Below are 19,368 nucleotides of genomic sequence, written 5' to 3'. Positions count from 1 at the left end.
GTCCGCGCCGCCGTTGCTTTGTTGCCGTCAACCGCCATATATATGTCCTCCGTCATTTCGCGTTGCGCTTTCTTTCAGTAAAGTGTTGAAATGCTAACAGATAGCTTCACGCATCGGCTCGCGGCAGCGTCGGAGTGTCGTAATATGTCGAAACCGTTACGAGATGCACGGCACGGTCAGTTGCAAGCGGAAGGGAACCCGGTGAAACTCCAACAACTCAGATACATCGTCGAGGTGGCCTCGTGCGGCAGCGTCACGCGGCGCGACACCCGCCTCTCCCGCTATGGGAAGGCGTTCATCGAGGCCATATGCACGCATATCCCGTGACGCCCCCGGATCGCAAGCCTTCGTCACCCTCCCAGTCCCATAGATTCTTCCTATCGTAGTTGCATTGCTTTAAGTATTTCCCAATCGGATGCGCGTTCCGCATACTCCTTTCATCAGATATCGCACCTACCGAAAGGAACCCATCATGGCCGCCATCGCACCCACCCGATTCGACGTCGTCGGCAGCTTCCTGCGCCCGGAGGCGCTCAAGGAGGCCCGAGCCGCACACGCCGCGGGGACGCTCGACGACGCCGGGCTCGCCCGCGTCGAGAATGCCTGCATCGCCGAGCTCGTCGCCAAGCAGAAGGCCGCCGGTCTGCCGAAACCTGCAGCTCGACGACTGCACCTGGGGCGCGCTCGTTGACGAGCACTTCCAGGCGGGCATCCGCGCCGCCGGCTCCACGCCCGAGGCCGAGGCCGAGAAGTACCTGCGCGTGAACAACCTCGCGCTCGAGGGACGCCCCGCCGACATGGCCGTCACCACGCACGTGTGCCGCGGCAACTATCACTCCACCCACGCCTCGAGTGGCCCGTACGACCTGGTGGCCCCCATCCTGTTCGCGCGCGAGAACGTCGACGCCTTCTACCTGGAGTTCGACGACGAGCGCTCCGGCGGCTTCGAGCCGCTCGCGCACGTGGCGCCGGGCAAGAAGGTCGTCCTCGGCCTGGTGACCACCAAGCGCCCCGAGCTTGAGGACCGCGACGCCGTGATCGCGTGCATCCACGAGGCCGCGCGCTTCGTCCCGCTCGAGGACCTCTGCCTCTCCCCGCAGTGCGGCTTTGCCAGCTGCGAGATCGGCAACAAGCTCACCGAGGACGAGCAGTGGGCCAAGATCGCGCTCGTGCGCGGCATCGCCGAGGAGGTCTGGGGCGCCTAGGGCTACTTCTCAAAAAGAGGCAGGCACTTTTCTGAAATCCGCGTGACTCGTGGCGGCCCATCTTTGCATGCACGAGAGATGCTAGGCACGCGGGCGTCGCGCCGGCCGTTGACCGCCTCAATTTGGTGCCTGTCCCCAAATTGAGGTAGGCGGACGCATTAAAAAGGTAACCGCGGTGTATGAGCGCGCTCGACACGCGGGGTCTTCATCCGGAACAGGCCGTGGCGATTGCAGTACAGGTACATCCAGCCGCCGCCGCGCATGGCGAAGCGCGCCTCGGCGGCCTGCTCGGGGTAGAGCTTCTTCAGCCGAACCGTATCCGGCGTCACATAGGCGATGAAGCTCACGAAATGGGTCTTGGTCATGGGGTGGTCGAGCGTCACGTACCAATCGGCATCGACGCGTTCGACCGTGAAGGCGTGCCCGACATCCTCGGAGGCGTCCTCCGCCTCTTGCGGCAGCAGCGTGACGCCGCAGCACGAGAACGACCCCTCGCCCATCGCGTGCACGACGTTGCCGCAGATGGGGCACACGTAGAACTTCGAACGAAGCATGTTGCCCGCGCGGTTGGCGTATTTCACCATCAACCCTCGCGCGCCCGCCACCAGGCGACAGCGAGCTGTGTGCGATTCGCGTAGCCTGTCTTTTGGAGCACCGAGCTGATACGGTTGCGGACCGTACCTTCGCTCAAGAACGCCGCAGCAGCGACCTCATGGTTGTCAAGCCCCTCGGCGATGAGGGCGACCACCTCGTATTCACGTTCAGTGAGCTGGGGAAAGGCCGCTCGGCAGCGCTCATCGGGTAAAGAGGTGGCAGGATGCAGATGCCCGATTGAACCTACCGGCACGGCATCCAAAGCGGAACTTTCGGCAAAGCAGGCAGCAACCTCGTTGTCCAGGCGGCCTGAATCAGCACGGCCGCTTGCCAAGAAGTCTCCCGCCGCAACCAGTTCGCGCTCTCGATACTCATCCCACGCCCGATGGCGCAGGTCGCGCTGGGCGAGCAATGCACTCGTACGCACGGAGACGAGAGCGGCAAGGGCGCACAGCGCCGCACTGAGCACGATGGTCCCCGCGGGCACATGGTGTACCGCGGCGGCACAGGCAAACGGAATGGGCACCGCTAGAGGCGCCGCGCGCCAAGGCAAAGGATCCCGGATGAAACGGCACAGCTCGTAGACGACCGCGGGCATGAGAAACAGTCCCTCGGGCACGACCGCAGAGAGCGCACAAAAGAGCACGGGGGCCAGCAAGCGCCACCTGCTCCTCGCCCATTCACATCCCAACACCGCGATGACCGCAACCAGCAAGCAAGCGACCGCCGGGACAGAGTCTGCAATGTCCCCAAATGGCAGCAGCACACCAGCACCGGCAGCGCCCACGACCCCGGCGTCGAGCGTCGAACGCACAACGAACGACACCGCGCATGCAGCGAAAACAACCAGTATGTCGACGATTCGTTTCATGGTTTCCCATGGTAGCAAAAGCAAGTTACGGCAGGTGAAACCAAGTCGTGACAAATGTCACTACCGTCATTTCAGCATGTCAGGCACCATGTTTGCAGCAAACACGGAATCGAAAACCTCAATTTGGGGACTGTCCCTAAACTGAGGTGGAATGGAGGAGGCAATGGACATCATCGCCGTCGACGGGCTCGTAAAACGCTACGGCGAGCTGCTCGCGCTCGATCACTTCGACTTGCACGTCGCCGCGGGCGAGATCTTCGGCCTGCTGGGACCCAACGGATCGGGTAAAACCACGAGTATCAACTGCATGCTCAGTTTGCTCGCCTACGACCGGGGCAGCATTCGGCTGTTCGGCGAGCCGATGGCACCCACCCGCTACGACCTCAAACGCCGCATCGGCATCGTGCCGCAACAGGTGGCCGTCTTCGATGAGCTCACCGTGCAGGAGAACATCGATTACTTCTGCTCGCTCTACGTAAGCGAACGAGCACGCAGGCGCGCGCTGGTCGAGGAGGCCATCGAGTTCGTGGAGCTCGAGGAATTCGCGCGTTTCCGCCCTGGGAAGCTGTCGGGCGGCCTGCTGCGCCGTCTCAACATCGCCTGCGGTATTGTGCACAAACCCGACCTGGTCTTCTTCGACGAACCCACCGTGGCGGTCGACCCGCAGAGCCGCAACGCCATTCTCGTCGGCATCCAGCGCCTGCGCGCCGAGGGGGCGACCGTGGTATACACGAGCCACTACATGGAAGAGGTCGAGCAGATCTGCGACCGCGTGATGATCATGGATCACGGCCGCGCTCTCGCCCAGGGCACCTGCGACGAGCTCAAGCGCTCGATTCGCACGGGCGAGCGCATCCTGGTGGAATTGGAAGAGACGAAGAACCCACACGGGGTCGCAGACGAAGCGAGGACTTGCGTCGCGCTTCCAGAGCGTGAGCTTGATCGTCTGCGATCCTTGCCCCACGTGATCGACGTCGTGCTCGACGGCAACCTGCTCACCATCTCGTGCGAGGCGAGCGAACACAATCTCACCGACGCGCTCGCAGCGCTACGCGCGAGCAAGGCGAGACTGGGCCGCATCACGTGCGCCCCGCCCACCTTGAACGACGTGTTCCTCGAAATCACCGGCCGCGAGCTGCGCGACTAGGGGGCGGATATGTGGACCACCTTCAAAACGACGATACGCAGGCTCTTACTCACGCCGAGCGCCGTCGTATGGACGCTCATCTTTCCCATCATCCTCGCCACGGTCTTCAACTTCATGTTCGAGCCCATGCGCGCGAAGACCTCCATTGAGGCGATCGATGTGGCGGTGGTGGCTAACGACTCCTGGAACGCATCGCCGTTCTCGACCGTGGTCGAAACGCTGGCGGAGGCCGATGAACCCCTCATCGCGCTGCATGCCGTCACAAGCGAACAGGAGGCGCGCGATCTGCTCGAGCAAGGCGCGGTCGACGGCGTGTATCTGGTCGAACCTTCCGAACGCACGCCCCGCGTAATCCTCTCCCCCGCCGGCAGCGGCGCCGGCGGCGATACGTCCTACGACGTGAACCGCTCGATCATCGAGTCCATCGTGACGAGCTACCTCCAGAGCGAAGCACTCATACAGCAGGCCACCGCAAGCAATCCCGCGGCGCTCGCAGATGCCGAAGCGGTCGAACGGGCGCTTTCGCTCGACGTCCCCGTGCGCGAGGTCTCCCTTACGCACGCCCAGCCGGACGCCATGGTGATCTACTACTACGCCCTGCTCGGCATGGCCTCGATGTTTGCTGCCCAGCTCGCCGAGGAGCACGTGTGGCGTCTGCAGCCCATGGCATCCGCAGAGGGCGCTCGCCGTGCCGTCTCCGGCACGAGCCGCATGCGGCTGCTCATTCCCACCGTGGGCGCATGTTGGGCGGTTTCAAGCGCGTTTCTCGCCATCGCGTTCGGCTACATCTGCCTTACCGCGCATATCGACTTCGGCGGGCGCGAGGCGCTCTGCCTTGCAGGGACCACAGCGGCCAGCTTACTCTCCTGCGGTATCGGCGCCGTGGTGGGGGCACTTCCCGGCAGGCTCGAGAAAGATTCGCGCAGCGGCCTGCTCACGGCGGTGACATGTCTGCTGTCGCTCTTCGCCGGCCTCTACGGCGCGCCCGCCATGGAGCTTGCCGATGCCGTTGTCCGCGCGTGTCCCGCAGCGGCTTGGCTCAACCCGGTCTGCCTGATCCGAGACATGTTCTACAGCGTCTATTACTACGACACGCTCGTCCCGTTTACGCTTCGCCTTCTTGCCTGCTGCGGTATCGCCGTTGCGCTGTTGTCGGGGGCGACGTGGCTCTTGAGGAGGTCCGCGCATGAACATCGCTAAACGAGCGCTCACCATCGCCCTCAGACACCCGATATACATTGTGATCTACATCGGTTTTCTGTCCGTGATGGGCGTTGCTCTCATGGGTGAGGTGGACGGCGGAGTGCAAGCAAGCGAGACCGAGGGCGCCAGAGCCCGGATCGCGTGGATCGACCGCGACAACTCGGCCGTTTCGCGTGGGATGCAAGACGCCCTTGCTCAGACCGATGAGCTCGTACCCTGCAAAGACGAGTCGATCGCACTCCAAGCCGCCCTCGCCTCCGGCCGCGTCGATGCGGTGCTTATCGCCCCTGCTGAGTTTGGCGACGATCTGATCGACTCGGCGCGTTCCGGACGCGAACTGCCCGCGCTCGAGGTCGCGGCGGGAAGCAACATGCAGGCGGCGGCGCTGGCAAGTCGGCGTGCGAGCCGCATGGCGTCGCTCATCGCTTCCCAAACGGCCATCGACCCGCAGATGAATATCAGTCAAGTCGTGGCAAACGTTCAGAACCTCGCCGGCATCAGGGCAAACGTCGAGTCCATCGAGGCAACGCAAGAAGGCTCAGCCGCATCGCGCTTGGCGTTCTACCTCACCTTCAGTTCCTACACGGTAACCTCGTCCGTCGTCGTCATCGCCGGTGTCGTCCTTGCGGCGATGAGCGAGCCAGAGGTACGTCGCAGGCAGCTCGCGTCGGCGGTGAGCAGCTGGCGCTCGGGCCTTGAGAGCATCGCGGGATGCGCCGCGCTGACGCTCAGTGTATGCGCCTGGGTCGCCGTGGTGGGTATCGCGACATCCGGAGCAGCCGCGTCGTTCGCGCAGCTCGCACCCCAGATCTGCCTTGCCCTCATATCGTTTCTCGCGTTCTCGGTGGTCCCGCTGTCACTCGCCTACACGCTCACGCAATGCGGCCTGCGCGAGGAGGCACTCAACGCCATCGCCAACCTCGGCGGCATGGTCATGTCGTTTCTGGGAGGGGCGTGGGTCCCGCTGTCGCTCATGGGGCCTGTCGTCCAAACTGCAGCGCGACTCTCCCCCACCTTCTGGATGTACGACGCCGTAACTCGCTCGCTCGAGGCACCGTCAATGACGCCGCAGCTTATCGGAGCCGTCGGGATAGACCTCGGCATCATCGTACTTTTCGCCGCCGCCATCACGTCCGCTGGCCTCGTGGCAGCCCGCCTGCGCGTCAGCGAGAGGTGAAAAGCGTGGACGCTCACCGAAACCAAAGCCCCTTTCACCTGAGATTCGGGATGGGCGCGTCTTTGGGGCGGCGGCACGGGGCGCGGATGCCGCACCCCGTGCCGCCTCGCAGCTAGTCGCCCCGCCTCAATTTGGTGCTTGTCCCCAAATTGAGGTGGAGTCGCCCTTACGCACGGAAGGGGGCTGCAGGCGTGGTTCACCTGCAGCCCCTTGGGTCTCAAATGAGTGCCTGTCCCCTATTTGAGAACGTGGCACGCCTACTCCGCAGCCGCGCGGACGAACTCACGGAACAGCGGGTGCGGGCGCGTGGGGCGGCTCTTGAACTCGGGGTGCGCCTGCGTGGCGACGAACCACGGGTGCGCATCGCGGCGCAGCTCGACCATCTCGACCAGCTCGCCATCCGGGCTCGTGCCGGACACGACCAAGCCGGCCGCCTCCAGCTCCTCGCGATACGCGTTGTTGAACTCGTAACGATGACGATGACGCTCGCGCACCAGCGCCTCGCCGTACGCCTCCGCAGCGAGTGTGCCCTCGACGAGCGCGCACGGATACGCGCCCAGGCGCATGGTGCCGCCCTTCTCGGTCACACCCTCCTGCTCGTCGAGCAAGTCGATCACGGCGTGCGCGCACTGCGGGTCGAACTCGGATGAGCTCGCGTCCGCATATCCCAGCACGTCGCGCGCAAACTCGCACACGGCGACCTGCATCCCCAGACAGATACCCAGATACGGCACCTGGTGCTCACGCGCGTAACGGGCAGCGGTGATCTTGCCGTCGAAGGCGCGCTTGCCAAAGCCACCCGGCACGAGGATGCCCGACGCGTCGCCCAGCACCTGCTCGACGTTGTCATCGGAGAGTGCCTCGCCATCGACGAGCTCGACCTCCACGTGCTTGCCCAGATGCGTGCCCGCGTGGCGCAGCGCCTCGATGACGGAGAGGTACGCGTCGGGCAGCTGGGTATACTTGCCCACGAGTGCGATCTTCACGGGGTCGCCCTCGTTTTCCGCATGGTCCTTCGCGGCGAGGAACCTCTCCCAATCCGCCATGTCGCGCTCGCGCGGATCGAGCCCCAGGCGCTCGCAGACGCGCAGGTCGAAGTCCTGCTCGGCCATCATGCGCGGCACGTCGTAGATGGACGGGGCGTCCTCGCAGGTGAACACGCAATCCACGTCCACGTCGGTGAACGAGGCGATCTTGGCGCGCACGTCGTCCTCGATATGATGGTCGCTGCGCAGCACGATGATGTCGGGCTGGATGCCGAAGCTCCGCAGCTCCTTGACGGAGTGCTGCGTCGGCTTGGTCTTCACCTCGTGGGCCGCCGCGATATAGGGCACGAGCGAGACGTGGATGTAGCAGACGTTCTCGGCCCCCGCGTCCTTCTTGTATTGGCGGATGGCCTCGACGAACGGCTGGCCCTCGATGTCGCCGATCGTGCCGCCGAGCTCGGTGATGACCACGTCGGCGTCCGTCTGTTCCTCGACGCCGCGGAACTTGGCCTTGATGGCGTTCGTCACGTGCGGGATGACCTGCACCGTGCCGCCGAGGAAGTCGCCGCGGCGCTCGCGCGCGATGAGGTCCTGGTAGATGGCGCCCGTGGTGAAGTTGGAGTCGCGCGTGAGGTTCTCGTCGATGAAGCGCTCGTAGTGGCCGAGGTCGAGGTCGCTCTCGTAGCCATCTTCGGTGACGAACACCTCGCCGTGTTGGAACGGGCTCATGGTACCCGGGTCCACGTTAAGATACGGATCGGCCTTCTGCATAGTCACCCGGTAGCCGCGCGCCTTGAGCAGACGCCCCAGCGATGCCGCGGTGATGCCCTTACCCAGCGAACTGACCACGCCACCGGTCACGAATATATGCTTTGTCATGGTGTTTACCTGCACTTCCCGTCGAAATCTGCACCGGAGTCCGGCGCTTCCACGGGATTTCAGTGTACTACCAGCCAGCTCGGGCGATGAAGAGCATGTCGAATTCACGGACTTGAAACGCAAGGCCGTCTAAGATTTGGAACGCAGTTTAGAACAGCCGGCGGCATACGACTCCTCGATTTGGGAACGGCCCCTCCATTGGGGGGCACGGGAATACGCGACGGCCGGAGAACGGAGCCGGCAAGAAACCGACACTCCAACGAGAGCTCGCGCACGACCTCGCAATCGCGCGCGGCCGCCCGTCACGCCTTCAGCACCGTGCGTTCCACCGCACGGGCGGTAAGCAGGCCATACACCCCCATCAAGACAACGACGAACGTCAGAACACCGCCCACAATGGCGAAGAAGCCCTGCACGCCGAGCGCGAACGTGAGGAACCCCACGAGGAACAAACCGAACACGTCGTGGATGAGCGCGCCGACGAGAGGCGCGACGAAATACAGCCGAACTTGCGACCGCAACGAACGACGCATGTCCGCATGCTCGCACCCGAGTTGCATGAGCACACGATACGCCCGACGCGCGTCCTCCGCACCCGAGAGCTGCTGCAGCGCCAAAACCGCGACTGCGCTCAGCAGGAAAACAGCTCCGTAGAAGATCCCAATGTAACCGATGGGCGCCATCGAAGCGGCAATGCCGCTCGAAAGCATCTCCGGCGTCCGCAACCCCACGCTGAACGCGAAGCCGGCCACCATCATACACAACCCCACGGCAATGAGCACGCATACGCAAGCCAGCGCCATCGAGGAGCTTGAAACCCGCGCCTCAACCTGACGAACAGTGAACGCACGCAGCCCGTCCCAGTACCGACTCTCCGATGCGCGCGCATGCGCTGCCCATCGTGCCACACCCAGCCGGGCGACAAGTGCCGTGGCGAAGCATGCGGCAAGTCCCATGGGGATAATGAACGCGATGAAGTACACAGGCTGAAACACGCACGAGCCCCATACCACCGCGAGCAGACAAGCCGCAAGCACACCTTGTCCCGCCCGAAGTGCGCGCTCGCCCAAACGCATGGTCTCGGGCGCGCGATCGGCGGCCAAAAGATCGATGAGGGGTCTACGTACCACATCGCGGGCGCCGTCGACGGCGTTGAACGCGAACACCACCGCAAAGCACGACCCGGTCCACAGGGCGGAACTTGCCGAAAACGTGAAGGAGAGACGCCAGGGAACGTTGAACACGAAGGCCGCAATCGCGCCGAATGCGGGTGACAACCACGCGCCCGCCGCCAAACCGCACGCCAGCGCGCCGGCACCCACGAGCGCCGTCTCGGCCACGAGCACGACCGACACCGCGCCGCGCCCCATGCCGCACAGCTCGTACAACGCAAACTCGCGCTTGCGCCGGCGGAGCAGGAACCGATTGGCATACCGCACCAAGAAGAGGAACACGAGCACGGTGAAGATGGAGAACGCCTGCAGCACGTCGCCCGCACTCCCCAGCACGCCCATCTGCTCGGGCGAGAGACCCATGGTGCGCACGTGGTCGGTCGAGGCAACGAACGAGTACAGCAGGCACGCCGCGAAACCGAGCGTCGCGAAATACACCGAGTAGTCACGGGCGCTGCGGCGCACGTTGCCGACGGCGAGTTTGAGATATAGCTGCATGGCGGGTCCTTCCAAGGGTTATTACCGCACCCATTCTCGCGGGCGCTGCGCTCCCCCGCCATCGATTCTGCTTACATGCGGCGAACAAAACCGTAAGGTTGCCCGAACGTGCGCCGCCGCATCAAATCCGAGCGCCCGCACACGTTCCGGACTCGCGTCGGCACAGGCAGATTTCTCCTGGCATGCGCATGCCCCCGGCGCGGCCGCACCGGGGGCATGCAAGCATCTCTAGTCGAAAACGCCGTCTACAGCACGCCGTCCAACATGAGGTTCACCTTGAGCACGTTGACTGTGGGCTCGCCGAAGACCCCCAGGAATCGGCCCTTGGTGCACTGGGCGATGATGTCACGCACCTCGCCTTCGCTCTTGCCGGTAGCCTTTGCCAGGCGCGGTACCTGGTACTCGGCAGCATCGGGAGAGATCTCGGGGTCGAGCCCTGAGCCGGAACACGTCACCAGGTCGACGGGCACGGCATCCATGCCGGCGTCGGGATTGGCGGCGCGAATCTTCTCGACGCGCGCGTCCACAAGCTGCCGGTACTCCTCGCTCGCTGGAGAGAAGTTGGACGGAGCGCCGTAGGCCATGAGCCCGCCGTCCTCCCCCTCGACGATAGTCACGTTCTGGATACGGCCCCACATGTGGTCCTCATCCTCGAAGCTCTGGCCGATCAGCTCGGAGCCCACGATCTTGTCGTCGACCTTGATGAGCGAACCGTTCGCCTGATACGGGAACGCAACCTGGGCGATGCCGGTCACGACGAGCGTATAGCCCAAGCCGCAGACAACGGTAAACAGAGCGAACACACCCAGCGCACGCGATGCAACACCTTTGAACATACAAACCTCCACTTACATAATGCCGCAGAACGCGAGCAGCATGTCGATGAGCTTGATGAATACGAACGGGGCAACGATGCCGCCCAGACCCCACACGAGCAGGTTGTGAGTCAGCAGCTGTCCGGACGGGACCTCGCGGTACTTAACGCCCTTCAGCGCGGCCGGGATCAGCGCGACGATAACAAGCGCGTTATAGATGATGGCCGAAAGAACCGCGGACAGCGGGCTTGCCAGACCGAGGATGTTGAGCGCTCCAAGGCCCGGGTAGATCGGCGAGAACAGGGCCGGGATGATAGCGAAGTACTTCGCCACGTCGTTGGCCACCGAGAAGGTCGTGAGCGAACCGCGGGTCATGAGCAGCTGCTTGCCAATACGCACGACCTCGATGAGCTTGGTGGGGCTGGAGTCGAGGTCGACCATGTTGCCGGCCTCCTTGGCAGCCTGGGTGCCCGTGTTCATGGCCACGGCCACGTCGGCCTGGGCCAGGGCGGGCGCGTCGTTGGTGCCGTCGCCGGTCATGGCGACCAGGTGGCCCTCGCGCTGGAACTCGCGGATCTTCTCGAGCTTGCCCTCGGGGGTGGCCTCGGCCAGGAAGTCGTCAACGCCGGCCTCGGCCGCGATGGCAGCCGCCGTGAGCGGGTTGTCGCCCGTCACCATGATGGTCTTGATGCCCATCTTGCGCAGGTCGGCGAACTTCTCCTTGACGCCGGACTTGATGATGTCCTTGAGGTACACGACGCCCAGCACGCGGTGGTTCTTGGTCACGACCAGCGGGGTGCCGCCGGCCTTGGCGATGCGCTCGACGACCTCGTCGCACTCGGCGGAGAACACGCCGCCGGCCGCCTCCACGTAGGCGCGCACGGAATCGGCAGCGCCCTTGCGAATCTCGTTGCCCTCGTAGTTCACGCCGGACATACGCGTCGCCGCGGTGAACGGGATGAACTCCATGCCCTTGTCCTCGAGCGTGCGGCCGCGCAGGCCGAACTGCTCCTTGGCGAGCACGACGATGGAACGGCCCTCGGGCGTCTCGTCGGCCAGCGAGGAGAGCTGGGCGGCATCGGCCAGCTCCGCGGGATCGACGCCGTCGACCGGGATGAACTCGGAAGCCTGGCGGTTACCCAGGGTGATGGTGCCGGTCTTGTCGAGCATGAGGATGTCGACGTCGCCGGCGGCCTCGATGGCGCGGCCGGACATGGCCAGCACGTTGGCCTCGTTCAGACGGCTCATGCCGGCGATGCCGATGGCGGACAGCAGCGCGCCGATGGTGGTGGGAGCCAGGCACACGAGCAGCGCCACGAGCGTGGTCACGGACGTGGGGTTGGCCATGTCGTTAAGGCCGGCCGAGAAGCAGGAGTAACAATAGAGGGCCAGCGTGACCAAGATAAAGACGATGGAGAGGGCCACCAGGAAGATCTCCAGGGCGATCTCGTTAGGGGTCTTCTTGCGCGCGGCGCCCTCGACCATCGCGATCATCTTGTCCAGGAAGCTCTGGCCGGGCTCGCTGGAGATCTTGACGATGATCCAGTCGGACAGCACCGTGGTGCCGCCGGTGACGGCAGAGCGGTCGCCGCCGGCCTCGCGGACCACGGGGGCGGACTCGCCGGTGATGGCGGACTCGTCGACGGAGGCGGCTCCCTCGATGACGTCGCCGTCGCCCGGGATCTGCTCGCCGGCGCGTACGATCACCAGGTCGCCGCGCGTGAGCTCGGTGCCGGGAACGACGGTGAAGTGCTCCTTGTCCTCAACGGACTCGATGCGATGGGCCTCGACATCCTTCTTGGCCGCACGCAGGGAGTCGGCCTGAGCCTTACCGCGGCCCTCGGCAAGCGCCTCGGCGAAGTTCGAGAACAGGTCGGTGAGCCACAGGATGACCGCGATGGCGACCACATAGTAGGTGGGCACACCCGCGTCCTGCACACCGAAGACGGAAGCGACGGCCAGGACGGAGGTCATGACGGCGGAAAGCCACACCAGGAACATGACCGGGTTTTGAATCTGGACGCGAGGATCCAGCTTGGCAAACGAGTCGCGGACCGCGCGGCCCATCATGTCTTTTTGCATAGCCATAAATCTGCGCCCTCCTTTACGCAATCATCTGGAAGAACTCGGCAACGGGGCCAAGCGCCAGGGCCGGGAAGAAGCTCAGGGCACCGATCAGCAGAACGATGAACACGAGCAGGAATACGAACATACCGTTGGTGGTGGACAGGGTACCGGCGCTCTCGGCGACCTTACCCTTCTTGGCCAGCGAGCCGGCGATGGCCAGCGTACCGACGATGGGCATGAAGCGGGCGAACAGCATCTCGAGGCCGAGCATGACGTTGATCCAGGGAATGTTGCAGTTCATGCCTGCAAACGCCGAGCCGTTGTTGCCGCCGCATGAGATGAAGGCATACAGCACCTCGGAGAAGCCGTGCGCGCCGCCATTGTTGAGCTGGTCGGCAAGACCGGGCACCATGCAGGCGATGCCCGAGCACACCAGAATGGCAAACGGGGTTGCCAGGCACAGGACAACTGCCCAGCGCATCTCACCCGGCTCGATCTTCTTGCCCAGGAACTCGGGCGTGCGCCCGACCATGAGGCCGGCGATGAACACCGTGAGGATGGCGAAGCCGATCATGCCGTACAGGCCGCAGCCCACGCCGCCGAAGACGACCTCGCCCAGGGCCATCTGGAGCATCTGGACAAAACCGCCCAGCGGGGTGTAGGAATCGTGCATGGAGTTAACCGAGCCGTTGGAGGCGGCGGTGGTGTAAGCCGACCACGTGGAGGAGGCGGCGATACCGAAGCGGCTCTCCTTGCCCTCCATGTTGCCGCCGGCCTGGCCGTCGGTCATCTCGATGTTGACCGCTCCGCCATCGGCCAGCTGCGGGGTACCCACATGCTCGTTGACGGCGATGACGCCGGTGAAGATCACCAGCAGGATGAGCATGGCGGCAAAGATGGCCTTGCCCTGCCTGGTGTTCTTGACGCCGATGCCGAAGGTGAAGCAGCAGGCGGCCGGGATCAGCAGCAGGCTGGTCATCTCGATGATGTTGGTGAAGGCGCTGGGATTCTCATACGGATGGGCGGAGTTCACGCCGAAGAAGCCGCCGCCGTTGGTGCCGGACTGCTTGATGGCGACCTGAGGAGCCGCGGGGCCCTGGGGCAGGAACTGCTCGGTGACCACGCGCGCGTCCTCGACAACCTTGCCGTCGACCTTGACCGTGTCTCCCTCGATCTGGGCGTCGTCGATGACGCTCCAGCCGCCGTCTGCATTAGGCTGAACGGCAACGGGCTCTACGAGCTCAGCCTTCTGAGCCGGCTGGAAGTTGGCGATGACGCCACCGGCAGCCAGGCAGATGCCGAACACGAGGTTCAGCGGGATGAGCACGTACAGGACGGTGCGGGTGAGGTCGACCCAGAAGGAACCCAGACCCTGCTCCTTGACCTGGCGGAAACCGCGGATCAGAGCGAACATGACCGCGATGCCGGTACCGGCGGAGACGAAGTTCTGCACGGTGAGGCCCATGAACTGCACGAGGTAGGACAGGGTGGTCTCGCCGGAGTAGGACTGCCAGTTGGTGTTGGTGATGAAGGAGGCCGCCGTGTTGAACGACAGGTCCCACGACACACCCGGCAGGTGCTGCGGGTTGCCCGGTAGGACGGCCTGGAGCATCTGGAGCGCGACGAGCACCACGAGCCCGATACCCGAGAAGGCGAGGACGCTCACCAGGTAGCGCTTCCAGCCCATCTGCTCATGCGAGTCAATGCGGAGCAGGCGATAGACGCCCCGCTCGACGGGTGCGAGCACGGGTGACAAAAAGGTATGCTCGCCGTCCATGACACGGGCCATGAACCGACCGAGCGGGATGGCCAAAACGACGAGCACGGCGAAGTACAGGATGTACTGAATTGCAGCGCTCATGGGTTACGAATCACTCCTCATCAAAATATAAATGTAGTAGATCAACAGGCCGATGCACGTGATGCCTATGATCGGGATCAGGACATTCATGTAACCGCTCCTTCCGAGAATCACGGGTGGCACCCTTCCCCGAGTGCCTGGGAACAGTAAACGGCGAAGCGGATTAAAACGGTGTTAGAGTGATGCCCTCCGGCCTTAAGATGCCGTAAAGATGCAGCTGGACGGATGCGGCGCCCCGAACGGAGCCCTATACTCATCGCATGCTCGAGGCGGCCCATCCCACCGCCGCAATCGATCCACACCGGCGAGAAAGGCCTCGCAATGTCACGCACTGCATCCGACGTACGGGCTAACCCCGACCTCCTGCTCAGAGCGCTCGAACAGGACGCCCACACACAGGAGCGCCGCGGACGTCGAGGGCACCTCAAGATCTTCTTCGGGTACGCCGCGGGCGTGGGCAAGACCTACGCCATGCTCCAGGCCGCACACGCCGCCAAGAGGCGCGGCGTGGACGTCGTCGCCGGCTATATCGAACCTCATGAGCGCCCCGCAACGGCGCGCCTGTCGCGGGGCATCGAGCGCATCCCGCATATGGCCATCGAGCACAACGGCATCGAACTCGCGGAATTCGACCTCGACGCTGCCCTGGCCCGGGCGCCGCAGCTCATCCTCGTCGACGAACTCGCGCACACCAATGCACCGGGGTGCCGCCATGAAAAGCGCTATCAAGATGTCGAGGAGCTCCTGCGCACCGGCATAGACGTCTACACCACGGTCAACGTCCAGCACATCGAGAGCTTGAACGACATGGTGGCCTCCATCACGGGCGTCGTCGTGCGCGAGCGCATCCCCGACCGCGTCTTCGATGACGCCGACCAGGTCGAGCTCGTGGATATCGAGCCCGAGGACCTGCTCGAGCGCCTCAAGGCCGGACTCGTGTACCGCGCGGCGCAGGCCGACCGCGCGCAGCGCAACTTCTTCAGCATCGAGAACCTCACGGCGCTGCGCGAGATCGCCCTCCGCAGATGCGCGGACCGCACCGGGCGCCTCGCCGACGCCGCGCGCGTGCTCGGCAACCGCGACTACTACACCAGCGAGCGCATCCTGGTCTGCCTCTCCCCCGCCCCCACGAACCCGCGCATCGTGCGGGCGGCCGCGCGGCTGTCGAAGGCCTTCCACGGCGAACTCGTCGCCCTATTCGTCGAGAGTCCGCGAACCCAGACCATGGACGAGGACGAACGTGCCCGCCTCTCATCGAACAGCGCCCTCGCCGAACAGCTCGGCGCGCAGGTGGAAACGGTGTATGGGGACGACATCGCCTTTCAGATCGCCGAGTTCGCGCGACTGTCCGGCATCTCGAAGATCGTCATGGGGCGCACCGGCGAGGCGCGTGGCCTGCATCACGCGCTCTTCGGGCGCAAGTCGCTCGTGGAGAGGCTGATCGCCATCGCGCCGAACCTCGACATCTACATCATCCCCGATCAGCCGGTTCCGGCCAGGCGGGGGCAGGACCGGCCAACGGCCTCGGAACCTCATCTGCCGAGCAGGCGGGACATGTTGCTCACGCTGGGCCTATCCGCCATCGCCACGGCAGTTGGCACCGCATTCCGCGGACTCGGGTTCGCCGACTCGAGCATCATCTCCCTCTACATCCTCACGGCCCTGCTCACGGCCGTCACGACCACGGGGCGCGTCTGCACCATCGTGTCGAGCATCCTCTCGGTGGTGCTCTACAACTTCTGCTTCGTGACGCCGCTGTTCTCATTCGACAGCTACGACCGAAGCTACCTCGTGACCTTCGTCATCATGTTCGCGACCGCAATGGTGGCAGCCGAACTCACCGCGCGCCTCACCGACAACGCGCGTACCTCGGCGAAAAACGCCTTCAGGACCCGCGTGCTCCTCGAAACCAACCAGCTCCTGCAGCGGGCCCAGGGACCCCAGGCACGAGCGCGCATCGCCATGAGCCAGCTCGTGAAGCTCCTCAGGCTCGACGTCGTCTTCTACCCCGCAGACGGCGACCTGCTCGGAGAGCCGCTGTATGAGAGCGCCGGGGCCGAAGACCACCGCACGTCCCTGCTCACCGAATACGAGCGCGCCGTGGCGACGTGGACTTTCAACAACAACAAGCACGCTGGGGCGAGCACTCACACCCTGCCAGAGGCGCAATGCCTCTACCTTGCGGTGCGCGCAGGCAACGAGGTGTTCGGCGTCGTGGGCATCGATCTTAAGGGGCGCGGACTCGAGGCGTTCGAGCACTCCATCGTCTTGTCGATCGTCGGCGAGTGCGCACTCGCCCTCGAGAGCGACAAGGCGGCGCGGGAGCGGGAGGAGGCCGCCGTATTCGCCAAAAACGAGCAGCTGCGCGCCAACCTGCTTAGATCCATCGGCCATGACCTGAGGACGCCCCTCACCGCGATCTCGGGATCTGCCGCCGTGCTGCGCGATGGTGGGGAGAAACTCGGGGACGCGAAACGGCTCGAGCTCGCGGACGCCATTTACGACGACTCGCTCTGGCTGATCGACACCGTCGAGAACCTCCTCGCCATCACGCGCGTCGAGGATGCGGGCATGCACCTCAACCTCACCTCGGAGCTCATGGATGAGGTCATAGCCGCCGCCCTCGGCCATGTCGCGCGCGGGGCGCGCGGCCACCGGGTCGTCGCCGCGCATACGGACGAGCTCCTCTTGGTAAAGATAGACGTCCACCTCATCATGCAGGTCCTCACCAACCTCGTCGTGAACGCGTTCAAGTACACGCCCGAGGGCTCGACCGTGACGGTGGGCGCGCGAAGGGCCGGGGCCTTCGTCGTTGTCGAGGTCGCCGACGACGGGCCGGGCGTGGCCGACTGCGACAAACCGCACGTCTTCGACCGCTTCTTCATCTCGAGCAAAGCGCTGCCCGTGGACTCCCATCGCAGCTTCGGGCTCGGGCTGTCGCTGTGCCGCTCGATTGTAGAGGCGCATGGCGGTACCATCGAAGTGCATGACAACCACCCCCATGGAGCGGTTTTCCGCTTCACCCTTCCCGCCGAGGAGATCGAGATCCATGAATGACGGCACACGCTCAAACATACTCGTGGTCGAGGACGACCCGGCGGTCCGCAATCTCGTGACGACCGCGCTCGGCCTGCATGGATACGACGTCGAGGCGGCGACGAATGGCGAGACGGCCATCTTGGACGCCGCCTCGCGCAACCCCGCCCTCATCATGCTCGATCTCGGCCTGCCCGACATCGACGGCGTGGACGTCATATCCAAGGTCCGCAGCTGGTCGGCGGTGCCCATCATCGTCATCTCGGCACGCACCGAAGACTCGGATAAAATCGGCGCGCTCGACGCCGGCGCGGACGACTACCTAACGAAGCCCTTCTCGGTGGAGGAGATGCTCGCCCGCGTGCGCGCCAACTTGCGACGCTCGGCCATGCCCGCGGCCGATTCCGTCGAGTCGAGCACCTTCGACAACGGGGGCCTGCATATCGACTATGCCGCGGGGTACGCCGAGCTCGACGGCGAGCGGCTCTCGCTCACGCCCACCGAGTACAAGCTCCTCGTGCTTTTGGCGAAAAACGTCGACAAGGTGCTCACGCACACGTTCATCACGCGCGAAATCTGGGGGACGAGCTGGGATAGCGACATCGCGAGTCTTCGCGTGTTCATGCGGACCCTACGCAAGAAGATAGAGGCCGACCCCTCGCACCCGACGATGATCCAGACGCACGTGGGCGTGGGCTACCGCATGCAGCGACTCTAGTCCGATCAGGCCTCGTCGCCAAAGGAGATGCCCAGGGAACGCGCCTCGTGCACCAGGTCGCTGCCGGGGTCGACGTACTTGAGCTTGCCGGCGACCTCCTCCAGCGGCACGCGGCACATCTTGCCAGAGCGCTGCGCGACCATAAAGCCGCTCTCCCCCTCCAGGAAACCCAAAGCCGCCTCGACGCCGCACTGCGTGGCGAACACGCGGTCCTGCGCATCGGGCTGGCCTCCGCGCTGCGTGTGACCGGGGATTGCCACACGCGTCTCGCGACCGGTGCGGGCCTCGATCTCGCGCGCGATGTCGTAGACGATGGACGGAGAGGTGCGCGCCGCGACGAGCTTCTTGTACTCCTTCTTGGACAGCGTCGCCTCATCGCGCGAGATAGCGCCCTCGGCGACCACGATGATGGTGAACCGGGCACCGGCCTGCATGCGGCGATTGATCGCGGCGATCACGTTGTCCATGTCGTAGGGGATCTCGGGAATCAGACAGACGTCGGCACCGCCCGCAACCGCGGCGTACAGCGGAATCCAACCCACCTTATGGCCCATGATCTCGATCACGAAGACGCGTCCGTGGCTGCTCGCGGTGGTGTGGATGTCGTCGATGCACTTGGTGGCGATCTCGACCGCGCTCGTGAAGCCAAAGGTAAGGTCGGTGCCCCAGGTGTCGTTGTCGATGGTCTTGGGCAGGGCAATGACGGAGAGACCCTCCTCGCGCAAGCGGTTGGCCGTCTTGGTGGAGCCGTTTCCGCCCAGCATAAACAGACAATCGAGCTTGAGCTCGCGATAGGTCTCCTTCATGGCGGCGACCTTGTCCACACCGTCGGCCTCGGGCGTGTCGAGGCGCTTGAAGGGCGTGCGGCTCGTGCCCAAGATGGTCCCGCCGCGCGTGAGGATGCCGCTGAAGTCGACCGGTGCCATCTTGCGATAGCGCTTGTAGATCATGCCCTGGTACCCGTCCTCGAACCCGTAGATCTCAACGGGCTCCGTCGACAGGTTGACGACGGTCTTTACGATGCCACGCATGGTGGCGTTGAGCGCCTGACAGTCGCCACCGCTCGTCAGAAGGCCGATTCGCACCATAGGTACCCCTCACGCTCATGGCACACGCCGCCTGAAGGGCGGCGAGCGCGG

At 64.5% G+C, this 19,368-nt stretch carries 15 protein-coding genes; 7 read left to right on the top strand and 8 right to left on the bottom strand.

Going from position 1 to position 19,368, the window contains the following annotated elements; genetic code table 11:
• Positions 1–472 precede the first annotated feature (472 nt).
• Together ACT8II_RS07905 and ACT8II_RS07900 are read left to right on the top strand one after the other, a co-directional pair.
• Entirely contained in the window at positions 473–691 is a 219-nt protein-coding gene (locus ACT8II_RS07905) for a hypothetical protein (protein WP_443813677.1), read from the top strand.
• Positions 600–1,205, top strand: coding sequence for a hypothetical protein (locus tag ACT8II_RS07900; RefSeq protein ID WP_443813675.1), 606 nt, complete (start codon positions 600–602; stop codon positions 1,203–1,205). Before ACT8II_RS07905 ends, ACT8II_RS07900 begins: the two co-directional genes overlap by 92 nt.
• Positions 1,206–1,363: 158 nt before the next feature.
• Here ACT8II_RS07900 and ACT8II_RS07895 read toward each other — a convergent pair whose 3' ends face one another.
• Positions 1,364–1,789, bottom strand: a complete 426-nt coding sequence (locus ACT8II_RS07895; protein ID WP_443813673.1) for a desulfoferrodoxin family protein — start codon at positions 1,787–1,789, stop codon at positions 1,364–1,366.
• Positions 1,789–2,670, bottom strand: a complete 882-nt coding sequence (locus ACT8II_RS07890) for a helix-turn-helix domain-containing protein (protein WP_443813671.1) — start codon at positions 2,668–2,670, stop codon at positions 1,789–1,791. The genes ACT8II_RS07895 and ACT8II_RS07890 overlap by 1 nt, the downstream gene beginning before the upstream one ends.
• A 163-nt stretch (positions 2,671–2,833) precedes the next feature.
• Between ACT8II_RS07890 and ACT8II_RS07885 the strand changes: the two genes are divergently transcribed.
• The 3 genes from ACT8II_RS07885 to ACT8II_RS07875 are packed head-to-tail and all read left to right on the top strand — an operon-like array spanning position 2,834 to position 6,197.
• Complete coding sequence (locus ACT8II_RS07885) at positions 2,834–3,817, top strand: ATP-binding cassette domain-containing protein (RefSeq protein WP_443813669.1); 984 nt, start codon at positions 2,834–2,836, stop codon at positions 3,815–3,817.
• 9 nt (positions 3,818–3,826) lie between these two features.
• Positions 3,827–5,017 carry an ABC transporter permease gene (locus tag ACT8II_RS07880; RefSeq protein WP_443813668.1) on the top strand — a complete coding sequence of 397 codons (1,191 nt, stop codon included), beginning with the start codon at positions 3,827–3,829 and terminating at the stop codon, positions 5,015–5,017.
• Positions 5,004–6,197: an ABC transporter permease gene (locus ACT8II_RS07875; protein WP_443813667.1), complete on the top strand. Its 1,194-nt coding sequence runs from the start codon at positions 5,004–5,006 to the stop codon at positions 6,195–6,197. The genes ACT8II_RS07880 and ACT8II_RS07875 overlap by 14 nt, the downstream gene beginning before the upstream one ends.
• Before the next feature lie 257 nt (positions 6,198–6,454).
• Here the strand turns inward: ACT8II_RS07875 and ACT8II_RS07870 are convergent, their stop codons facing one another.
• The 5 genes from ACT8II_RS07870 to kdpA form a co-directional block, all read right to left on the bottom strand.
• On the bottom strand, positions 6,455–8,062 hold the full coding sequence (locus tag ACT8II_RS07870; protein WP_443813666.1) for a CTP synthase: 1,608 nt from the start codon (positions 8,060–8,062) through the stop codon (positions 6,455–6,457).
• Between the two features lie 302 nt (positions 8,063–8,364).
• Complete coding sequence (locus ACT8II_RS07865; RefSeq protein WP_443813664.1) at positions 8,365–9,732, bottom strand: FtsX-like permease family protein; 1,368 nt, start codon at positions 9,730–9,732, stop codon at positions 8,365–8,367.
• Positions 9,733–9,977: 245 nt separating this feature from the next.
• A complete protein-coding gene (gene kdpC, locus ACT8II_RS07860; RefSeq protein WP_443813663.1) occupies positions 9,978–10,568 on the bottom strand; it encodes a potassium-transporting ATPase subunit KdpC in 591 nt (196 codons plus the stop codon).
• 12 nt (positions 10,569–10,580) lie between these two features.
• Positions 10,581–12,635, bottom strand: a complete 2,055-nt coding sequence (gene kdpB / locus ACT8II_RS07855) for a potassium-transporting ATPase subunit KdpB (protein WP_443813661.1) — start codon at positions 12,633–12,635, stop codon at positions 10,581–10,583.
• A gap of 16 nt (positions 12,636–12,651) precedes the next feature.
• Positions 12,652–14,475, bottom strand: coding sequence for a potassium-transporting ATPase subunit KdpA (gene kdpA, locus ACT8II_RS07850; RefSeq protein ID WP_443813659.1), 1,824 nt, complete (start codon positions 14,473–14,475; stop codon positions 12,652–12,654).
• 321 nt (positions 14,476–14,796) lie between these two features.
• Between kdpA and ACT8II_RS07845 the strand changes: the two genes are divergently transcribed.
• Both ACT8II_RS07845 and ACT8II_RS07840 read left to right on the top strand, forming a co-directional pair.
• Positions 14,797–17,532, top strand: a complete 2,736-nt coding sequence (locus tag ACT8II_RS07845) for a sensor histidine kinase (protein ID WP_294123673.1) — start codon at positions 14,797–14,799, stop codon at positions 17,530–17,532.
• Positions 17,525–18,229 carry a response regulator gene (locus ACT8II_RS07840; protein WP_118653543.1) on the top strand — a complete coding sequence of 235 codons (705 nt, stop codon included), beginning with the start codon at positions 17,525–17,527 and terminating at the stop codon, positions 18,227–18,229. The genes ACT8II_RS07845 and ACT8II_RS07840 overlap by 8 nt, the downstream gene beginning before the upstream one ends.
• 5 nt (positions 18,230–18,234) lie before the next feature.
• On the opposite strand, the gene ACT8II_RS07835 is transcribed toward ACT8II_RS07840, so the two are convergent.
• The gene (locus tag ACT8II_RS07835) at positions 18,235–19,317 is read right to left on the bottom strand and encodes a 6-phosphofructokinase (RefSeq protein WP_302741657.1); all 1,083 of its coding nucleotides are present in this window, start codon (positions 19,315–19,317) and stop codon (positions 18,235–18,237) included.
• Positions 19,318–19,368: the final 51 nt, after the last annotated feature.

The organism is Collinsella sp., assembly GCF_052346665.1.
Lineage (GTDB): Bacteria > Actinomycetota > Coriobacteriia > Coriobacteriales > Coriobacteriaceae > Collinsella.
This window is presented reverse-complemented; position numbering and strand designations above follow the sequence as displayed.

What these genes read in the sequence shown, in the direction of transcription:
- ACT8II_RS07870 (WP_443813666.1), bottom strand. Translation starts at nt 8,062, where the DNA reads ATGACAAAGCATATATTCGTGACCGGTGGCGTGGTCAGTTCGCTGGGT.
- ACT8II_RS07875 (WP_443813667.1), top strand. Translation starts at nt 5,004, where the DNA reads ATGAACATCGCTAAACGAGCGCTCACCATCGCCCTCAGACACCCGATA.
- ACT8II_RS07840 (WP_118653543.1), top strand. Translation starts at nt 17,525, where the DNA reads ATGAATGACGGCACACGCTCAAACATACTCGTGGTCGAGGACGACCCG.
- ACT8II_RS07895 (WP_443813673.1), bottom strand. Translation starts at nt 1,789, where the DNA reads ATGGTGAAATACGCCAACCGCGCGGGCAACATGCTTCGTTCGAAGTTC.
- kdpB (WP_443813661.1), bottom strand. Translation starts at nt 12,635, where the DNA reads ATGGCTATGCAAAAAGACATGATGGGCCGCGCGGTCCGCGACTCGTTT.
- kdpC (WP_443813663.1), bottom strand. Translation starts at nt 10,568, where the DNA reads ATGTTCAAAGGTGTTGCATCGCGTGCGCTGGGTGTGTTCGCTCTGTTT.
- ACT8II_RS07890 (WP_443813671.1), bottom strand. Translation starts at nt 2,670, where the DNA reads ATGAAACGAATCGTCGACATACTGGTTGTTTTCGCTGCATGCGCGGTG.
- ACT8II_RS07905 (WP_443813677.1), top strand. Translation starts at nt 473, where the DNA reads ATGGCCGCCATCGCACCCACCCGATTCGACGTCGTCGGCAGCTTCCTG.
- ACT8II_RS07865 (WP_443813664.1), bottom strand. Translation starts at nt 9,732, where the DNA reads ATGCAGCTATATCTCAAACTCGCCGTCGGCAACGTGCGCCGCAGCGCC.
- ACT8II_RS07835 (WP_302741657.1), bottom strand. Translation starts at nt 19,317, where the DNA reads ATGGTGCGAATCGGCCTTCTGACGAGCGGTGGCGACTGTCAGGCGCTC.
- ACT8II_RS07885 (WP_443813669.1), top strand. Translation starts at nt 2,834, where the DNA reads ATGGACATCATCGCCGTCGACGGGCTCGTAAAACGCTACGGCGAGCTG.
- ACT8II_RS07900 (WP_443813675.1), top strand. Translation starts at nt 600, where the DNA reads ATGCCTGCATCGCCGAGCTCGTCGCCAAGCAGAAGGCCGCCGGTCTGC.
- ACT8II_RS07880 (WP_443813668.1), top strand. Translation starts at nt 3,827, where the DNA reads ATGTGGACCACCTTCAAAACGACGATACGCAGGCTCTTACTCACGCCG.
- ACT8II_RS07845 (WP_294123673.1), top strand. Translation starts at nt 14,797, where the DNA reads ATGTCACGCACTGCATCCGACGTACGGGCTAACCCCGACCTCCTGCTC.
- kdpA (WP_443813659.1), bottom strand. Translation starts at nt 14,475, where the DNA reads ATGAGCGCTGCAATTCAGTACATCCTGTACTTCGCCGTGCTCGTCGTT.